Genomic DNA, 19,071 nt, shown 5'->3' on the forward strand with positions numbered 1-19,071 from the left:
GGCCGCGACCATCGCCATGCTGGCCAGCGATTACACCACCTACCTGACCGGTGAGGTGGTCTCGGTCAGCAGCCAGCGCGCGTGACACGTGGGGGGGGGGGGGGGGGGGGGGGGGCCGGCCCCCCCGGCCCGCCCCCGGGGGGCGGGGGGGTGGGGCGCCGCGCGGCGGGGCGCCGGGGCGGCGCCCCCCCGCCCCCCCCCCCCCGGCCTTAACTCGGGGGTGCCGGTTGCTCCGCACACCGCGCCCACGGATTGGGGGGAATGGCCGAAGGGCTCAGCCGGGTGCCGGGTTCACCACCCGGCACCGTGCTGCTCGTTCGCGGTCGAGCCGACTCGTTACGCGCGCCATGCTCACCTCCACGTCGAACGATGCGCTTTACAGCCATGATGACGCGGCAACCACCGGGACGCATGTCCGCAGGGCACAGTTTTGGTCCCGCTGGTTGTTCGATTTCTACAACGACGGGCGGTCGTCGCCGAATGCGGCGAGATCGATCGTCATCGCTAGGCGCGTGCGCGCATCCTCCAGGTCCAGGACGGCGACTTCACGCATTTTCCGCATCCGGTTGCGGACGGTGTTCGGGTGGACGCCGAGCCGGCCGGCGGCTTCGGCGAGATCACCCTGGGCGTCGAGCCATGCGCGCAGCGTCGCAACGTAGGCGGTGGCGTGCACGCTGTCGTATCGGCGCAGCTCGGCGACCGGACCGCGGGCCGGTATGCGGCCGGTCTGTGCGGCGGTGCGCAACCGTTGCAGCAGGATCTCGCCCCAGGATTCGTCGTAGGCGGGGGAGTCGCTCTCGGTCGACCCCTGTTCGTGCAATGCCAGGCATTCGTCCGCCTCCTGCCGCGAGGCCGGCAGATCGGTAGCCGTGGCCGGCCCGCCGATTCCGGCCGAGAGCGTGACTCGGGCGGGCAGTGCGGCCCGCAGGGCGGCGACCCAGTCGCGGGCGGTGCGGACCTGCTCGCCGGGCAGGATCGTGTAGACGGTGTTGTCCGACAGTGTGCTGCGTCCCGGGCGGGACCAGCCGAAACCGAAGGTGGCCTGTTCGAAGGCGAGCAGTAAACCGGCATGGCGTTCGGTCGCGATCTGCGCGCGCACCGCGACCACCCGCAACGGTGCCGGCGCCAACCCGAGCCGGCCGGTCACGGTCGCCGCGTCGGGGCTGCCCTCCAGCAGCCGGATCACCAGCTCCGATTCCACCTGACGCTCCAGATCCGCGCTGGCCCGCGACCGCAGCAGATGCAGGGCCACCGTGCGGGCACCGTCGGTGAGCGCGCCCCGGCGGGTGCGGGGCAACGGCTTCGTGCAGGCCACCCACACCGAGCCCAGTAGTTCGCGGCCCACGCGCACCGCGACCACCATCCGCCCGTCGAGACCGAGCCCGGTATCCGGCTCGACGAACAGCGGTTCGTCGGATCTCAGCAGATGCGCGGGCACACCGCGTGTTTCGAAGAGTTCCCGCAGCGCAACCGGCTGCTGCCGATGCAGGACGGTCTCCGCCAGCGCCCGGTCGGCGGTGCCGTGCAGGGTGGAGTGGGCCATCACGCGCGATAGCGGATCCTCGATGGTGACCGCGCCGTCGACCGCGTCCGCCAGGCTGTCGGCCAGCGCGAAGAGATCCGTCGGCCCACGTCCGGACGCGGTTTCACGCCCTTCCAGCACCAGCCCGTACACCACACCGGCGAGCTGACTCCACGACACCGCGGGATCCACCACCAGCACCGCGACCCCGCCGCCGGGTCCGATCGCGGCCGTCTCCCGTTCGGCGTCGGCGCCGCCGCGCACCAGCACCGCGACCGCTTTCGCCGCCCGCGCCCCGAGCACCGCCTCACTCACCGACCCGGCGCCGACGGCGAGGAAGATATCGCCGGGCGCGGCTTCGGAACCGGTGGCATCGTGCATCGCGACGCTGCGGATCATGGTCGCCCGCGATACCGGGCAGCAGCGCAACCGCACGCCGTATCCGCCGAGCACGTTGACGAGATGATCCAACCGCACCATGAGCGACTCCTGTCCACACCGGTTCCGTCACCGTAGCCGCCGCCTCTCGTGCCGCACGGTTCCCGGCGGGGCGACGCGGCCCGGGTGAACGCGTATCGGGGTGGGTCAGGTCGTCATCACGGCGCGCCGGACGGTTTCGCGGAGCAGCGCGCGACGCCGGTCGTGCGTCTCCCGCGGTTCCTCCGATGTGGCGGCGTAGACATTGCTGACCGGGGACCAGGCCATGGACATCGAGATCACCAAGGCCATCACGTCGAAGGGGTCGCCGGAGCAGACGAGGCCCGCGGTTTGCGCGTCGGCGATGGCGCGCAGTTTGTGATCGTCGAGCCGGTCGGCATCGTCGACCAGGTGCCCGGCGGGCCGGCGCTCCAGGCGGGCCCAGGTGGCGAGCCGGATCAGGTCGGGGCGGCGGAGGTATTCGTCGTACAACCGCACTGCCCAGTCCGCGAGATCGGCCGCGTCGATGGGCACGACGTTCACGATCCGCTCCAGTGAACCGGTGAAGATCGCGTCGAACAGGCCTTCCTTATTGCCGAAATAGCCGTAGAGCTGCGCTTTGTTCGTGCGCGCTTCCGCGACGATTCGTTCGATCCGGGCCCCGGCGATACCGTGTGCGGCGAACTCGCGGGTCGCCGCCTCGAGGATGCGGTCGCGGGTGGCGGCGCCGCGGGCGGTCAGGGGCCGATCGGTCATCCATCCAACCTACAACAGAACAGTCTGTTTACCGATCGCCGATTCCGGGCTACGCTCGATAGACAGAACAGTCTGTTTAAGGAGCTCGATATGAGAACAACGGTCGGCTGGCACGCAACGGACGCCGCGACGCTACAGCGGATGCCCGTCCCGCGTCGCGTACTGCGCCCGGACGATATCGCGGTGCGCGTGGACTACTGCGGTGTCTGCCATACCGACCTCCACGCCGTCCGCGGTTATCGCGGCGAGCCGGGCTCGATACTCGTCCCCGGGCACGAATTCACCGGTGTGGTAACGGAAGTCGGCAGTGATGTGGCCGGATTCGACATCGGCGATCCGGTCGCTGTCGGCAATATCGTCGACTCCTGCGGTGACTGCGCCATGTGCCGGGCCGGTCAGGAGAACTTCTGCCGCGAATTTCCCACGCTCACCTACGGTGGCACCGACCGGCGCGACGGCTCGGCCACCTTGGGTGCCTACTCCCGCGAATACCTGGTTCGCGACCGGTTCGCCTACCGCCTGCCCGGCGGTCTCGACCCCGCCGGTGCGGCTCCCTTGCTGTGTGCCGGAATCACGGTATGGGAGCCGCTGCGCGCACTCGGGGTCGGGCCGGGCACCCGGGTCGCGGTTGTCGGACTGGGTGGCCTGGGCCATCTGGCGGTGAAACTGGCCGTCGCGCTGGGCGCCGAGACTGCAGTGGTCAGCAGATCCCGGGGCAAAGCCGCCGACGCGCACGGGCTCGGCGCCCACCAGTTCCTGGTTTCCACCGACGATGCCGAAATGAGTGCCGCCGCGGACAGTTTCGATGTCGTGATCGATACGATTTCCGTCCCGCACGACCTCGGCCCCTATCTGCGGCTGGTGGCCCTCGACGGAACACTCAGCCAGGTCGGATACCTGGGCCCGGTCACCGTGCAGACCACCGATCTGCTCATCGGCCGCAAGAAACTCGGCTCGGCCGGTAGTGGCGGCCGCCCCGCCACCACCGCGCTGCTGGACTTCTGCGCCAGGCACGACCTCACCGCCGATATCGAAGTCCTGCCGTCGGCGCGGGTGAACGAAGCCCTCGACCGGCTCGAACGCAACGACGTCCGCTACCGTTTCGTGCTGGACCTGTCCGACCTGGACTGACCGAGGACCGACCCGTGATCCTCAGGGCATCCGCGCGGTCCCGCCGAGTCCCACGTCGACCACCGACCCGGTGGTATAGCGCCCGGATTCACCGACCAGATAATCGACCGCGTCGGCGATCGCCTCCGGTGGGCACCACGGGATCCGCATGGGGCTCATCCGTGCGTACCGTGGTTCGACCTCTTCCCTGGCAGGGTTGTCCATGTCGGGGGCGAACAGGGAATACAGGGCCGGGTTGTGCAGCATCGGCGTGTCGACATTGGTGGGACAGACGACATTCGCGGTCACACCGGTTTCGGCGTATTCGAGAGCGACGGATTTGACGAGGCCGATCACACCCCATTTGGACGCCGAGTAATGCGCGAGATTCGGGGTGCCCTGCCGCCCGCTCATCGACGAGATGGCGACGATCCGGCCCCATCCGCCGGTCATATGGGGCAGGACCGCGCGAAGACAGTGGAATGTCCCGGTCAGGTTGGTGGCGAGCATATCCGACCACATGGCGTCGGAGAGTTCGGTGACGGGTGCGAAGCCGACGATTCCCGCGCAGGTGACGAGGATATCGATCCGGCCCGACTGCTCGGCGGCGGAATCGGCGAAAGCTGTGACGGCGGCGGCATCGCGGACGTCGAGGACGGAGGTGGTGCAGTGTCCGCCGTCCGCCTCGATCAGGCGGGCGGTTTCCGCGAGATCGTCCGCGGTGGCCAGGGGATACGGGGCGGTATCGCTGAGCGCGCACAGGTCGGCGAGCCGGAGGGTGGCGCCGCGGCGGGCCAGCGCCCGCGCGATAGCGCGACCCTGGCCGCGCGCGGCGCCGGTGACGATTGCGGTGCGACCCTCGAGATCACCCCTGGTGTTGTCCGGCGGCATCGTCCATACTCCTCTCGACAATCTGCTTGACCTGCGCCTTGGCGATCTTTCCGCCTGGCGCCAGCGGCATCCGGTCGAGCACCCGCAGCCGTTCCGGCAGGTACTCCCGGGTGATGCCTTGGTCGCGTAACCACGAGTTCAGGTCCGCGAGCGTCAGCTGCCCGGCCTCCGGGGCCAGAGTGACGGCGGCGCAGAGCCGTTCACCGAACAGCGGGTCGGGGACCCCCACCGCCGCGACCATTTCCACGGCGGGATGTTCGCGTATGAAGTCCTCCACCTCGAGCGCGGAGATATTCTTCCCGCCGCGGATGATCAGATCCGCCAGCCGGCCCACCACGCGCAGCCGGTCGCTCTCGTCGACTTCGACGATGTCACCGAGGCGGATCCATCCGTCGTCGGTGAACAGTTCAGCGTTCGCGGCCTCGTCGTTCCAGTACCCGGGGGACATGAGCGGTCCGTGTACCGCGGGCTGTCCGCGCCGGATACCCGGGCCGCCCGCACCGGTCCCGTCGTCGAGAATGCGGACGTTCATCTCCGGAATCAGGCGCCCGCCTGTCCCGAGCCGGGTCTCCTCGTCGTCGTGGACGGTGGTGCCGCTCGCCGCCCCGGTTTCGTTGGAGCCGTAGAACTGCAGGACCAGCGCCCCGGTGGCTTCCTCGAAACGTTTGGCCTCGGCATAGGGCACGGCCTCGCCGCCGGTGAACATGGCACGTAACGCGTCGGCTCGTGCCACGTCCCGGTCCGGAGTCTGCAACATCATCCGGAACTGGGTGCTCACGCAGGCGAGAATCGTGGCGCGATGTTCGGCCATCAGATCGATTGCGACCACCGGATCGAACCGGCTCATCACCAATGCCGGCCGGCCGAGCAGTGCGGGCAGGAAATGTGAGGTCCACAGCCCGAAACCGAACGGTGCGGGAACGAATGCGGCGACGACCTCCGCGGGCCGCATAGCGGCGTTGCGGCAGGCGATCGCGGCGAACGTGCTCCACCGGCGCTGGGTCTGCATGACCAGTTTCGGTCGCCCGGTGGTGCCGGAGGTGCTGTTGAGCAGGCAGATATCGTCCACCGAGAACCCGGGGACATCCGGGCCTCGATCGCTCGGCGCCGCGGCGCCGTCGAGGGTGACCTGCGTTCCCTCGACCAGGACCACATGCGCCGGTGTCGTATCGCGCAGCCGCAGCTCCTGCACCAGTTCGGCGACCGGCACACCGCGGTTCTCGCCCGCGGTCACCAGCACGGAGGACCCCGAGGCCGACATCAGATGAGCCAATTCCGCCGGCCCCGAACGGGCGCCGACGGCGACGGCGAGGATTCCGGCCCGGTAGGCGCCGACGAGCGCGGCATGGAACTCCGCGGTATCGGGCAGGTACACCGTGACCGCCGCGATATGGCCGAGGGCGCGCAGCGCGGCGCAGACGCGGTCGGCGAGGCGGTCGTATTCGGCCCAGGTGGTGGCGCCGGCGGGGCTGATATACGCGGGTTCGTCCGCGCGGGTGTCGGCCCATCGGCGGACGAGGTCGCTGACGGAGTATCCGGTGCAGGCCTCGGGGTCCGCGGTGAACTCGGGGGTGATTTCGGCTAGGGGAACGTGTTCCATCACAGAGCTTCCTCGAGCATCCCCATGGATGCCCGGTAGGCGGTATCGAGTGCGCCGGCGGTGTCCTTCGGCTCGGACAGCGATCCCCGGATCATGACGTACCCGCGGTCGACGATCCGGGCCACCCGGTACAGCGCCGGTTCGGCAACGAGCACCGTAATACCCGAATCCGCCAGTGCGCGAACGTGGTCGAGCAGTTCACCGGCGATCTTCGGGGAGAGCCCGGTGGTCATCTCGTCGAGCAGCAGCGCGCGCGGCTGCACCAGCAGGGCTCGGGCCAGCAACAGCATCTGCTGTTCCCCGCCGGACAGTACACCGGCGAATTGTTTCGCCCGGGTCCGCAGAATGGGGAAGCGGTCGAACGCCGAGTCGAGGACATCGTTGCGGGCGCCCAGTAACCGGGCACCGATCTCCAGGTTTTCCCGCACGGTCAAGCGCGGGAACAGTTGCCGGCCCTGCGGGACGAAGGCGACGCCGGTGCGCAGCCGCTTCTGGGCCGGCGCGCCACCGAGATCGTGTTCGTCGACGGTAACGGTCCCGGTGGCCGGGGTACTGCCGAACACCGCCGACAGCAGGCTCGACTTACCCGCCCCGTTCGGCCCCACCACCGCGGTGACCTCACCCGAACGGGCCTCGAACGCCACATCGCGGACGGCGACGGCTTTTCCGTAGCGGACGGTGAGTCCGTGGGCGCTGATCATCGGGCCTCCTCGGTGGTGCCGAAGTACACGGATTGCATTTCCGCGCTGCGCATACAGTCCTGCGGGCTGCCGGTGAACGCGACCGCGCCGTCGGCCAGCAACACCACCGAATCGGCCAGTTCGGCGATGAGGTCGACATTGTGGTCCACCAGAACCACCGAATGCCCCGCCTCGCGGACCTGGTGCACGGCATGGGAGATCGCCGCGATCCCTTCGGTATCGGAGCCGGCGAAAGGTTCGTCCAACAGCAGGACACGCGGCTCGGCGGCCATTGCGCGGGCGATTTCGACCAGCCGCTGAGAGCCCAGACCGAGACTGCCGGTGGGTACCCGGTCGGTGGTGACCCCGTACTCCGCGGCCACCGCCGCCGCCTTGTCCAGCACGGTCCGGGGCGTGCCCGCGAGTCCATGGAGCAGCGCCCGCAGCGAGGCACCGTAGGAGCCGATCGACCGTCCGACGATACCGGGCACGATGTTCTCGACCGGGGTGAGTTCCAGCGCCAGTTGCGGATGCTGGAAGGTGCGGGCCAGCCCGGCCCGCGCCCGCACCGCGGGACCATCGGGCAGCACCCGGCCGTCGACGTGCACGGTGCCCGCGTCGGGGGTCTGGGTGCCCACGATGCAGTCGACCAAGGTGGTTTTTCCCGCCCCGTTAGGCCCGACCAGCCCGAGCACGCGGCCCGCGGGCAGATCGAAACTCACCGCGTCGACCGCGGTGACGCCGCCGTAGCGTTTGGTCAACCCGGTCACGGACAGCAGAGCTGTGGATGCCATCGTCGTCACCTCCTGTCCTTGGTCCGGGACGGTATGAGCCGTTGCAGAAGCCGGTGTGCCCAGCCGATCACACCGCCGGGTGCGAGCAGGAGAATCACCAGAACGACCACGGCCAGCAGCAACTCACCCGACCCCTGATATCCGGGCATGTTCAGCGTGACTCCCACGACGATCAACGCCCCGAGCGGGGCGCCCCACGCCGATCCGCGGCCCCCGATGATCGGCATGAAGATCGCCAGGAACACCAGGTCCAGCCCGAAGGTCTCCGGTGTCACCGCCTGAACCGAGACGGTGAACAGCGCACCACCCGTGGACGCGATGGCCGCGCCGACGGCCAGCGCCACCACGGTCAGATGGGTCGGGGAGATCCCGGCGGACTGCACCGCCGGCGCATTCTCCCGCGCCGCGGACAGCGAAAGTCCCCACGCCGACCGGCGTAGCCGATCGATCAGCACCGCGACCGCGCAGACGAAGACGATCGCGGCCACCACCTGGGCGTAACGCGGTGGTTCCCAGCCGAACAGCGACGGCACCGGAATATTCGCGATTCCCGACGAGCCGCCGGTGATCGAAGTGGCGTCGCCGAGCCAGTGCTCGAAAGCGATGGCGAACAGCAGGGTGACCGCGGCGAGATAGAACCCGGACAACTTCCTGGTCGCCACGGCGAGGACGAGAGCGACCGCGGCGGCGATCGCCATACCCGCGAGCCAGCCCCACCAGGGTGAAAGCCCTTGTTTCACCGACAGATACGCGACAGCGTAGGCGCCGATGGCCGCATAGGCGCTGTAGGCCATGGACAGCGAACCGGCCAGCACGAACGGCAGGTACATACCGAGCGCCACCAGTGCGTAGGTGGCGGCCAGGAACACCAGGTCCTGCCGGTAGAGGCTGGGACCCATCCAGAGCAGTACCGCGGCGAGGACGGCCAGGCAGATACCCAGCTCCCCGAGTACGGTCCGCGCCGCGGTCGTACCGGTTCTGGTGGCCGGGACAGCGGTTTCGGTGGTCGTGACAACAGCCATCACACCCGCACCTTTCGTTGGAACAGGCCTTCGGGCCGGAACGCGAAGAACACGAGGGCGACGAGGAAGATGGCGATCGAACTACCGGTCGCGCCGAAATAGAAACTGCCGAACACCTGCACCCAGCCGAGCGCGAGCCCGCCGATCAGCGGCGCCCACGGCTTTCCGGTGCCGCCGACGACCAAGGCGAGGAATCCGGTGAGCGTCCAGGACAATCCGCTGGTGAACTGGGCGCCGGATTTGGCCGCGAAGATGATCCCCGCGATTCCGGCGATGGCGCCGGACAGGCCGAAGGCCCACAACCGGACACGGTTCACATCGACGCCGATCATCCGGGCCGCATCGTGGTTGTCACCGACCGCGCGCAACAGCTGGCCCGTGGCGGTGGAACGCAGCCAGAACACGGTGGCCGCGAGCGCGACCGCGGTGACCAGGATGATGGTCGCCGTCGTACCCTGCACGCCCACCGACCCGATGCGGAAATCGGGCAGTCCGAGCAGATTCGGCACCGAGACCGGGGTCCGGCCGAACACCGTGCCCGCCAGCTGCTGAATCGCGAACAGCGTCGCCGTGACGGCGACCAGGGCGGGTAGTTCGGCGCCACCGGAGCGACGCTGCACCGGCCGCACCACCACGATCTCGGTGACCAGCGATATCACCACCGCCACCGCGATACCCAGGATCGCGCCGATCAGGATCGGCACACCCCAGTGCGCGGCGGCGTAGCCGGCGAGGAGCGCGGCGGCCATCGCGTACGGGCCCGCGGCGAAGTTGAAGAACGAAGCGCCCACCACGACCAGATAGATCGACAAGGCGACGAGCGCGAAGAAACAGCCGATTTCGATGGCGGCCAGCCACAACTGCGGATCAGTCATCGACCGGCTCCCTTCGGCGTGCATTCCGGCTGGTATTCCGGCCAGGGGCCGGTGGGAACGTTATCGGGGCCGAATTCGACGAGCACCAGACCGCAGGCCGAATCGGGGGCGATATGGTCGTCCGGCGCGAACGACAGGGTCAGCGGTGCCTGCCCGAAGCTCGCCGGAACATCCCGGACCTGCTGCATCGCCTCGTTGAGCCGCTGCCGGTCGGTATGGGTTCCGGCGAGTTCGATCGCCCGCGCCAGCAACATCACCGAGTCGTAGGCCTGCGCGTCGTAGGCGGTCAGCGAGTAGTCCGGTCCTTTGACGGTCCGCAGCCAGTCCTGCAGTTCCGCGGTCCGGGGGTTGCTGTCGCTCAGACTGCCCATGTACACGAGACCGTCGAGCGAACCCGGTGCCGCGAGTTTCCACGACTGGGGCTGGTTTCCGATCGACGCCAGCGAGAAGCGCTGCAACCCGGGCGCGAGCCGGTGCACCGTGTTCTGCGCGAGCAGCTCGAAATTACCGCCGACGCTCGCGACGAGCACCACATCGGGGTCGCTGTCGAGTAGCCGGCTCACTCCGGCGGTGAGATCGGCAGCGTCGACGGCGGCTTTCGCGGTGCCGACGATATCGATGCACTCCCGCAATTTCGGGTAGAGGGTATCGAGAATGCCCGCGATCGCGGGACTGGAATCGGCCAGCACCCCGAGCCGCTTCTTGCCCTGTGCCGCGAACGCGCCGCAGTAGACGTCGGCGTACTGGGCCAGCGGATTGGGCACCATATACGCGTACTCGTTACCGGGCGGCCCGGCGACCGCATCGGTCAGCGCGGTCGGTGCGATGGTGACGACCTCGGTGGACTGCGATATCTGCTTGGCCTGCAACGCCGAACCGCTCCCCGTGGCGAGGATGACCGCGGAGGCGCCCTGGTCGACCAGTTTGCGGATGATGGAGGGCGTATTCGTCGGACTGCTCTCGTCGTTCTCCACCACCAGCCGGACCTCTTTGCCGCCGATACCGCCGTCGGCGTTGAGCCGGTTCACCGCGGCGCGGACGGTATTGCCGGCGATCGTCGAATACGACGCCCCCGGTCCGGTCGAATCCTCGTCCATCCCGATAACGATGTAATCGTCCACCGGTTCGCGGACCTGGGCACATCCCGCCGGCAACAATGCCGCGGCCAGCACCCAGGCGAGTACCCGGGCACGTCTCATGAGACCACCACCAATCAAGCAGGCGCTTGGTATGAACCAAGCGATCGCTTGAGAGTGTGGCCTGTGCCACTGCTTCTGTCAACCAGTTACCGTGCGCTGCACGGGCACGAAGCGGGCTACGGCTCGTCGACCAGGCGTTTCGCCAGTTCGTCGAGCCGGTGCTCGATCCGGTCGAGCCGGTCGATGATCGGACGCTCGGCACTGTCCGGGCCGCCGCTCGCCACGGCCGCCGGGGCCGCGCCACCGTCGACAAAGGCCGCCACAACGGTGTCGGTCACCTCGTCACGCCGCTCCGACAGATGTTCGCGGTGATACCGGATCGACCACCACACGCCTTCGCGCAGCATCCGCGCGAAATCGACCGGGTCGAGCCCGGCGCGTAGCTCTCCATTCGCGCTCGCGCGGGTGGCGGCGTCGATCCAGAACGTATGCGCCGTACGCACCGCCTCCGCGATCGCATCGGGCGCGCCCGGCCCGTGGTACGACATCTCGTTCTGATAGATCTCGGTGGCGTACGGATGCATCTCGGCGATCTCGATCGACGAGTAGACCAGCGCGCGCAACTCTTCGCGCATCCCGCTCACATGCGGCAGTACGGAGCGGTAGCGGGAGTTCAGATCGGTCAGGAAATCATCGAGGATCGCGAACGCGATCGCATCCTTCGACGGGAAATGGTGGTAGAGGCTGCCGGACAGCATACCGACCCCCTCCGCGATATCCCGGACGCTGGTGCCCGCCACTCCGTTCTCGACGAACAGCCCGGCGGCAACACGTTTGATCTGATCTCGGCGGCTGACCACCCGCTCATCCTTCCTGCCGATCACCGCTACTGTCGAGCGGCCGTGCCTGGGAGTGGGACAGTATGGTCGCTACAGCTGCCGGTGGGCGCCGAGTGCACGCGTGCGGGAGTGAGGCAGGAGCGCACGCCGGTGTCGAAGCCGCCCCCGGTCGCCGAGAGCGTTCCGGCTTCGGCAACGGCATCGACGTGGCCCTGGTGATCACACCGCGACGGCGGGCAACTCTGTCGCCGGAACCGGGCGGCGGGCCGGATCGGGTGAGGGCACGGCGGCGACGAGAGCGCGGGTGTGGGATCGGCGCGGGTGGGTGAACACGGTGTCGACCGGGCCCACCTCCAGTACCGACCCGGAGCGCAGCACCGCGACCCGGTCGGCGACCTGATGCACCACCGCCAGGTCGTGGCTGATGAACAGGCACGCGAACCCCACGTCGCGCTGGATATCGGTGAACAGGGTCAGGACTTCGGCCTGGACGGAGACATCGAGGGCGCTGGTGGGTTCGTCGGCGATGAGCAGGCGTGGGCGCAGCGCGAGGGCACGGGCGAGTGCGACGCGCTGGCGTTGCCCGCCGGAGAGCTGGTGCGGGAATCGGCCGGCGAAGGCGGTGGGCAGGCGTACCGCGTCCAGGAGATCGAGGACCCGTTGCCGGCGCTCGCCGGGCGTACCCACCTTGTGCACGTCGAGGGGTTCGCGAACACTGGCGGCGATCGTGAGCCGGGGGTCGAGGGATGTCGCGGGATCCTGTGGCACCACCGCGATATCGCGCCGTAGTTCGCGCAACCGGCGCGGGGGCAGGGCGGCCAGATCGTGGCCGTCGACGAGTACCCGGCCGCCGGTGACCGGTTCCAGGCCGGTCGCGATCCGGCCGAGTGTGGTTTTCCCGGAACCGGATTCGCCGACCAGGCCGAGTACTTCGCCGCCGTGGACCGTGAGATTCACCGATTCGACGGCGCGGAAGGCGGGTTGCCCGTGGCGGGCCGGGTAGGTGACGGTGGCCGCGTCGAATTCCAGAACCGCGGGAGTCGCGGGCCCGGCGCCGGGTGCCGTCGAGCCGGGGTGTTCGGGCAGCCGGGGCACCGCGTCCAGCAGGGCACGGGTGTACGGATGGGTGGGGGTGTCGAACAGGGAATGTGTATCGCCGGTTTCGACGATCCGGCCGCCCTGCATCACCAGGACACGATCGGCGTACTGGGCCACGACACCCATATTGTGCGTGATCAGCAGGACCCCCATACCGGTGCGCCGGCGGATCCGGTCGAGCAGGGCGAGGATCTCGGCCTGCACCGTGACGTCGAGCGCGGTGGTCGGCTCGTCGGCGACGAGCAGATCGGGTTCGCCCGCCAGGGCCAGCGCGATCGCGACCCGCTGCTTCTGCCCGCCGGACAACTGGTGCGGGTAATACTTCACTCGCCGGGCCGGATCGGGGATCTCGACGCGGTCGAGCAGTTCGACGGCGAGCCGATCGGCTGCGGCGGCCGATATGCGGCGATGGGCGCGGATCGCCTCGCGCAGTTGCCAGCCCACGCGGCGTACCGGGTTGAGGGCGTTCTGCGGGTCCTGGAAGACCAGCGCTACCTTGGTGCCGCGTAACCGGTTCAGCTCGGTTTCGGTGGCGCCCAGGATATCGGTGCCGTCGACGGTGATCGCCCCGGTGGCGGCGGCACCGCCGGGGAGCAGCCCCAGGATCGCGCGGGCGGTCAGGGACTTACCGGAACCGGATTCGCCCACCAAGGCCACGATCTCACCGCGGTCGACCGCGAACGAGATTCCGTCGACCGCGGGTTGGCTGTGCCCGAAGGCGAGACGCAATGAGCGGACGGTCAGCAGGGCGGTGGACGCCGGGACGGGAGTGGGCACGGGAGCTCCTTCGAGCCGGTGGGGTCACTGCCGCCGGGACCGGGCGGCGAGTGCTTGGGAGATCAGCAGCAGGCCGAGCACCAGCACCACCACGACGGCGAGCGGGCCGACCACGAAGAACGGGGAATGGTAGGCGCTCTGGGCTCCCTCTTTGATGAGGGTGCCGAGCGACGGCGGCGGCGGGGTGACACCGAGCCCGAGGAAGCTCATCGCGCCTTCGATGAATACGGCGACCGACATGGCCAGGGCGAGCTGGACGGTCAGCGGTTCCAGGCAGTTGGGCAGCACATGCCGTCGCAGGATCCAGCGCTCATCGGCCCCCAGGGCCCGGGCCGCTTCGACGTAGGGCAGCTGCCGCACGGTGAGTACCGAGGTGCGGGTGAGGCGGCCGAATACCGGGATCTCGGCGAGCACGATCACGAGGCCGATGGTGCCCACACCCGGGCCGGCGATCATGGTCAGGGCGATGGCCAGGATGATCGTGGGGAAGGCGAGGATCAGGTCGAAGGACCGCTGGATCGCGGTATCGATGCGCCCGGAGCGGGAGGCGGCCAGTCCGAGCAGTGCGCCGAGCGCCGCGCCGATCGGTACCGCCAGGAAGATCACGAGTAGATCGATCCGGATGCCGTACAGGGTGCGGGAGAAGATATCGCGGCCGACCGAATCGGTGCCGAACGGATGCGATCCGCTCGGGCCGGCCAGGGTGGCGCCGGCGAACTGCTGATCCGGTGCGTGCGGTGCGAGCCAGGGGGCGAGCAGCCCGGCGCCGGCCACGAGCGCCACCAGGATCAGCCCGGCCGGACCGCGACCGGTGCGCAGTGCGTCCCAGCGGCTGTCACGGTCGTGCTCGCCGGTTTCGGGGGCGTCGTCCGCAGATGCGGGCCGGATGTGCAGAGTCATACCGTGGCTCCCAGCCGGATTCGCGGATCCAGTGCGGCGTTCACCAGATCGGTGATCAACTGCACGACCACGAACAGGGTCACCGAGAACAGCAGCATCACCTGCACCACCGGGTAGTCCCGGCTCGAGATCGCGCGTTCGATCAGATGCCCGAGTCCCGGCCAGGCGAAGATCGCCTCCACGAGAACGGCGCCGCCGAGCAGATGTCCGATCTGGATGCCGAGCACGGTGACGGTGGCCGGTAACGCATTCGGCAAAACCTGTGTGAGCACAATGCGATACCGCGGAATGCCGAGCGCCCGGGCGGTGGTGACATACGGTTCGGCGAGCCGGCTGCGCAATGATTCGGTGAGGAAGCGGGTCAGCGCCGCCGCGATCGGCAGGGCCAGGCAGACCGCGGGCAGGATCAGATACTGTGCCGAGATCGCCGGATCGTCGAGGAAGCCGTGGCGCGGTATACCGCCGGCGGGCAGCACCATCCAGACCACACCGAACAGCACCACCAGGATCGTGCCGGTGACGAAATTGGGGACGGCCACCGCGATGGTGCCGAACGCGGTGACCACATTGTCGAGCCATTTCCGGTGGGCGATCACCGAGCCGATGGCGGCGGTGAACGCGATCACGATCGCCAGCAGCAGTGCGGTCACCGCGAGGATCAGCGTATTGCCCAGGGCATCGAGCAGCAGGGTGGCGATATCGCCGCCGAGGATCAGTGAGCGCCCGAAATCGAGGGTGGCGATATCGCCGATCCAGGCGAAGTATTGACCGAACTGGGAACCGGTGAGCCCCAGCTCTTCCCGTAACGCGGCCAGCGCTTCCGGGGAGGAATCCGGGCCGGCCAGGATCAGTGCCGGATCGCCCGGGACCAGCCGCAGCAGCGTGAAGATCACCACCGAACCGGTGGCCAGGACGAGTAGTGCGGACGGAATCCGCCGCAGACTGTAGTTCAGCAATGTGGTCAGCTCTCCAGGTAGGCGTCGCTCAGGTCGAGCTCGGACCGCTTCGACCAGGTCACACCGTGCAGAGCGGGCGACATGGCGAGTTCGTTCTCCTTGTTGAACAGTTCGATAACGAAGACGTTGTCGAGCAGTTCGGTATTGAGTGCCCGGTAGGCCTCCTGTGCTTCGCGGCTGGTCGGATCGACAGCGCGCCAAGCGGATTCGACGGCGCGGAAATAGTCCGGATCGGTGAAGTTGGAGGTGTTCTTGTGCGCGTTGAACGGGAAGGCGCCGGTGGGCAGTGTTACCGGCGTGTACTGCGTGTAGGTGTGGGCGGTGATCCACAGGCCGCCGAAAGTGCCACCGATGAGATGTTCCAGGGTGGTCGGGTAGTCCATCGGCTGGAGCGTGGTCTCGATTCCGGCGGCGGCCAGATCGGCCTGGATGATCTGGGCGACGGCCTCGGAATCGAGTGATCCCGTGGTGTAACCGATCGGGATCACCGGAATATCACCGACTTCGGCGACCAGGGCCCGAGCCCGCTCCACATCGTGGCCGTAGGTGGTGTTGCGGCTCGCATCGTAGGCGGGGGAGTAGTCGGGCCACGGGAGATCGGCGACCGTTCCGTGCCCATGGTAGACATCGGCGAGAAGACGTTCGGGGTCCACCGCGTACGCGATGGCCCGGCGCAACCGGACATCGCTCAACCCGGGTGCCCGCACATTCGCGCCGAGATACCAGTTGTGTGCGACTCCCGTCTGCGTCACGACCTGGAGCGCGGATCGGGCGGCCAGCGCGTCCGCGTCCCGCGGCGCGACCGAAAGCAGCAGGTCGAGCTGGCCGGTGCGCAGCTGGGAGATACGGGTCTGCGGATCGGGCACGATCACGTATTCGACCCCGTCCAGATGAGGTGCGCCGCCCCAATAGTGGTCATTGGCCTCGAAATCCATCGACACACCCGGTTTCCAGCCCGTGAACCGGAAGGCACCGGTGCCGTTGTAACCGCGGCCGGTGTCGAAATCCGCGAGCGTGTGGCGGTCGATGATCGGGACGATCTCCAGGAGATCCAGGATGTTCCCGGCGGGCTGGGCGAGTGCGAGCGTTATCGCATGCGGGTCGGCGGTGTCGTAGCCGGTGATCAGGGCGGCGGTGCGGGCGAGCTGACCGGCGCGAGTGGGGTCGGCGTAGGTGGTGAGGCTGAACTGCACGTCCGCGGAGGTGAAGGGGCGGCCGTCGTGGAAGGTCACATCGTCACGTAGCTCGATATCGACGGTCCGGCCGTCCGGAGCGATCTGCCAGGATTCGGCCAGTGCCGGTTGCGGGGCCAGGCTGTCCGGGGGATAGGTGATCAGTGTGTCGTAGACCAGTCCGGTGATCATCGTCTGCGCCGGCGCACCCGCGTACAGGGAGGCCGGGGTGAGATCGCCGGCATCGCCGATCCGCAGTACGCCACCGTCGGTGACCTCTGCGCCGGCCCCGGAACCCGCCTGGTCCACCGCAGACCGGCAACCTGCCAGGGCGAGGATCGCAGCCAGGCACAGGGCGAGAACCGGAAGGGCGCGTACGGACGCGATGCGGCTGAACACGGGAAGTCCTTTCGAGGCCGGGCGGACCGGCCCCGCGGGTGCGGAACCGGTCCGATCGGGCAGCGGATGGATCAGGCGTCGAATCCGGGGAAACGATCCACGGGATCGACGATCGAGAAATGCGAGGCATCGCCGGTGCGGATACGGCTGGGCTCGTTGTCCACCGAGACCGGGATATCGCCGGCCAGCGTCACCCGGTGCACACTGCGCTTGTGGTCGCCGTAATCGGCGATCCCGTAGTGCTGGGTGGCGCGGTTGTCCCAGATCACCAGATCACCCGGGGTCCAGGCCCAGCGCAGGGTGTTCTCCAGGCGGACGATGCGATCCTGCAGCAGCTGGAACAGCGCCGCCGATTCCGAGGTCTTCAGACCCACGAAATTCTTGACGAAATGTCCCAGCAGCAGCGACTTCTCACCCGTTTCGGGATGAATACGCACCACCGGATGTTCGGTTTCGAACACGATGCGGGTGAAGTTCTGCATATGGTTCGACGCGGCGAGACCCCGGGCCTTGGGGTCGGCGTGGACACCGGCGTAGTCGTATTCGTTGCTGTGCACCGCCCACAACTTCTCGACCAGCGCCTTCAGTGGTTCGGGCAGCTGATCGTAGGCCGCGGTGGTGGAGGCCCAGGTGGTGGCGCCGCCGTAGGGCGGGATATCCACGGCGCGCAGGATGGACGCCTTCGGGATGCGGTCGATGAAGGTGACATCGGTATGCCAGCTGTTCGCGGCGCCCTCGATCACCAGCGTCCGGTTGTCCTCGGAGGTGAGGGTCGGATGGGTGGTGGTCGGCGAGCCCAGCGTCGAGGCGAACCGGTATTGGGTGTCGTCGTCGACATGGTGCTGGCCGCGGAAAACCACCACCTTGTTGGTGGCCAGGGCGTAGCGGATGGCGAACGCGGTCTCGCTGCCGATATCGCCGGAGATATGGACGCCCTCGATGAGCGCGCCGATATTCTCGCCCAGCTTGGTGACGGTGATACCGCCGGCGGCGTAGATATCGGCTGCGGTGACGGGACGACTCTCGGTGGTGGTCACGGTGGTCTCCTGACGGTCGAACGGTGGGTCGGCCCCGGATCGGATCGGGCCGGAAAGCGGGCCGAACGTCAAAGTAATCGCGCCGCATTAATTTGATAATGAATGCGATCCCGATGATTTTTGCTTGCGCGCATCACGCGGAATGGGTTCTCCGGCACCGCGGCCGGGCGGCGGGCGCGCTGCTCGGCCGCGGTCCGGCCGCGAGCCGGAAACCGTTGCCGGGGCGGTAGGGTGAACGGCCATGACCGCCAGACGCGGCCGCTACGGTGCGGGTGAAGGAACCCGGGTTCTCCTGATAGAAACAGCCGAGCGCCTGTTCGCGCACCGAGGGTACGACGGTGTCACCCTGGCCGATATCCGCCACGCCGCGGGGCAGCACAACGCCTCGGTGATCGGGTACTACTTCGGTTCCAAGCAGAACCTGCTGGACGCGATTTTCGCGCACCGGCTGCCCTCGATCAGTGCCGACCGGGAAGCGCTGGTCGCGAGTTCGCGGGCGGACGACGGCGCACCGGCAACCCGCGCGGCCTTGTGGATCATGGTGCAGCCGCTGGCGAATACCTTGCGCGACGGCAACAACTACGTCGGCCTGCTCGACCGGCTGATGGAAACCGAAATCCTCGCGCGCACCTTCGGTTCCGTCGATCCGGAGATGACCGCGAGTGGGTTCGGGGTGAACCGCGCCCTGCACGCTGCACTCGAGGATGTGCCGGAAGAGCTGCGCCGGCAGCGGATCGGCATGGTGTACGAGAGCGTGCTGCACACCCTGGCCCGCTACAACCGCTCCAACACGGCGCCGGATCGAGGCGAGCTGTCGTCCCTCATCGATGCATGGGACGGTTTATTGCACGCACCGGCGTCGGATGAGACCCGATTGATCCGGGACGGTATCCGGACATAGCGCAGATCGCCTGGGCAACTCACCGGCGCCCCTGATATATCGGGAGGTCGACCCTGGGAAACGTCACAAGGGACACGCGAACCGCGGTGAAAGATCGAATGCGGCGATAGGATCCGGCAGTTATAGATCCAATTCGTTTGCCCGACAGGAGTTTCCGGTGCGTTACTTCCCTTTGCCCCGTTGGAT

The 19,071-nt window shown here is 68.2% G+C and carries 17 protein-coding genes and 1 pseudogene; 3 read left to right on the forward strand and 15 right to left on the reverse strand.

Annotated elements, in window-relative coordinates; genetic code table 11:
• A pseudogene (locus tag QH196_RS25160) lies at positions 1–85 on the forward strand (short chain dehydrogenase); the annotation flags it as partial.
• Positions 86–454: 369 nt separating this feature from the next.
• Here QH196_RS25160 and QH196_RS25165 read toward each other — a convergent pair.
• The gene (locus tag QH196_RS25165) at positions 455–2,002 is read right to left on the reverse strand and encodes a PucR family transcriptional regulator (RefSeq protein WP_280418304.1); all 1,548 of its coding nucleotides are present in this window, start codon (positions 2,000–2,002) and stop codon (positions 455–457) included.
• Positions 2,003–2,107: 105 nt separating this feature from the next.
• A complete protein-coding gene (locus QH196_RS25170) occupies positions 2,108–2,695 on the reverse strand; it encodes a TetR family transcriptional regulator (RefSeq protein ID WP_280418305.1) in 588 nt (195 codons plus the stop codon).
• Positions 2,696–2,785: 90 nt separating this feature from the next.
• On the opposite strand from QH196_RS25170, the gene QH196_RS25175 reads away from it, so the two are divergent.
• Positions 2,786–3,826 carry an NAD(P)-dependent alcohol dehydrogenase gene (locus QH196_RS25175; protein ID WP_280418306.1) on the forward strand — a complete coding sequence of 347 codons (1,041 nt, stop codon included), beginning with the start codon at positions 2,786–2,788 and terminating at the stop codon, positions 3,824–3,826.
• A gap of 21 nt (positions 3,827–3,847) precedes the next feature.
• Here the strand turns inward: QH196_RS25175 and QH196_RS25180 are convergent, their stop codons facing one another.
• From QH196_RS25180 to QH196_RS25240, 13 genes are all read right to left on the reverse strand, one after another.
• Positions 3,848–4,696, reverse strand: a complete 849-nt coding sequence (locus QH196_RS25180; RefSeq protein ID WP_280418307.1) for a mycofactocin-coupled SDR family oxidoreductase — start codon at positions 4,694–4,696, stop codon at positions 3,848–3,850.
• Complete coding sequence (locus tag QH196_RS25185; protein WP_280418308.1) at positions 4,671–6,296, reverse strand: class I adenylate-forming enzyme family protein; 1,626 nt, start codon at positions 6,294–6,296, stop codon at positions 4,671–4,673. Before QH196_RS25185 ends, QH196_RS25180 begins: the two co-directional genes overlap by 26 nt.
• Positions 6,296–6,997 carry an ABC transporter ATP-binding protein gene (locus tag QH196_RS25190; RefSeq protein WP_280418309.1) on the reverse strand — a complete coding sequence of 234 codons (702 nt, stop codon included), beginning with the start codon at positions 6,995–6,997 and terminating at the stop codon, positions 6,296–6,298. Before QH196_RS25190 ends, QH196_RS25185 begins: the two co-directional genes overlap by 1 nt.
• On the reverse strand, positions 6,994–7,770 hold the full coding sequence (locus QH196_RS25195) for an ABC transporter ATP-binding protein (protein ID WP_280418310.1): 777 nt from the start codon (positions 7,768–7,770) through the stop codon (positions 6,994–6,996). Before QH196_RS25195 ends, QH196_RS25190 begins: the two co-directional genes overlap by 4 nt.
• Before the next feature lie 5 nt (positions 7,771–7,775).
• Positions 7,776–8,792: a branched-chain amino acid ABC transporter permease gene (locus QH196_RS25200; RefSeq protein ID WP_280418311.1), complete on the reverse strand. Its 1,017-nt coding sequence runs from the start codon at positions 8,790–8,792 to the stop codon at positions 7,776–7,778.
• Positions 8,792–9,667, reverse strand: a complete 876-nt coding sequence (locus QH196_RS25205) for a branched-chain amino acid ABC transporter permease (protein WP_280418312.1) — start codon at positions 9,665–9,667, stop codon at positions 8,792–8,794. Before QH196_RS25205 ends, QH196_RS25200 begins: the two co-directional genes overlap by 1 nt.
• Complete coding sequence (locus tag QH196_RS25210; protein ID WP_280418313.1) at positions 9,664–10,866, reverse strand: ABC transporter substrate-binding protein; 1,203 nt, start codon at positions 10,864–10,866, stop codon at positions 9,664–9,666. Before QH196_RS25210 ends, QH196_RS25205 begins: the two co-directional genes overlap by 4 nt.
• A 116-nt stretch (positions 10,867–10,982) precedes the next feature.
• Positions 10,983–11,666 (reverse strand): TetR/AcrR family transcriptional regulator, encoded by a 684-nt coding sequence (locus QH196_RS25215; RefSeq protein ID WP_280418314.1) that lies wholly within the window; start codon positions 11,664–11,666, stop codon positions 10,983–10,985.
• A 198-nt stretch (positions 11,667–11,864) separates the two neighbouring features.
• Positions 11,865–13,520, reverse strand: coding sequence for an ABC transporter ATP-binding protein (locus tag QH196_RS25220; protein WP_280418315.1), 1,656 nt, complete (start codon positions 13,518–13,520; stop codon positions 11,865–11,867).
• A 24-nt stretch (positions 13,521–13,544) separates the two neighbouring features.
• A complete protein-coding gene (locus QH196_RS25225) occupies positions 13,545–14,420 on the reverse strand; it encodes an ABC transporter permease (RefSeq protein ID WP_280418316.1) in 876 nt (291 codons plus the stop codon).
• The gene (locus tag QH196_RS25230; protein ID WP_280418317.1) at positions 14,417–15,376 is read right to left on the reverse strand and encodes an ABC transporter permease; all 960 of its coding nucleotides are present in this window, start codon (positions 15,374–15,376) and stop codon (positions 14,417–14,419) included. Before QH196_RS25230 ends, QH196_RS25225 begins: the two co-directional genes overlap by 4 nt.
• A 5-nt stretch (positions 15,377–15,381) precedes the next feature.
• Positions 15,382–16,947, reverse strand: coding sequence for an ABC transporter substrate-binding protein (locus tag QH196_RS25235; protein ID WP_280418318.1), 1,566 nt, complete (start codon positions 16,945–16,947; stop codon positions 15,382–15,384).
• Between the two features lie 71 nt (positions 16,948–17,018).
• Positions 17,019–17,984 (reverse strand): TauD/TfdA dioxygenase family protein, encoded by a 966-nt coding sequence (locus QH196_RS25240; RefSeq protein WP_280418319.1) that lies wholly within the window; start codon positions 17,982–17,984, stop codon positions 17,019–17,021.
• A 241-nt stretch (positions 17,985–18,225) separates the two neighbouring features.
• Here QH196_RS25240 and QH196_RS25245 point away from each other — a divergent pair, with 241 nt between their 5' ends.
• Positions 18,226–18,885 (forward strand): TetR/AcrR family transcriptional regulator, encoded by a 660-nt coding sequence (locus tag QH196_RS25245; RefSeq protein ID WP_280418320.1) that lies wholly within the window; start codon positions 18,226–18,228, stop codon positions 18,883–18,885.
• Positions 18,886–19,071 lie beyond the last annotated feature (186 nt).

It is taken from the genome of Nocardia carnea, assembly GCF_029868325.1.
Taxonomy (GTDB): Bacteria; Actinomycetota; Actinomycetes; order Mycobacteriales; family Mycobacteriaceae; genus Nocardia; species Nocardia carnea_C.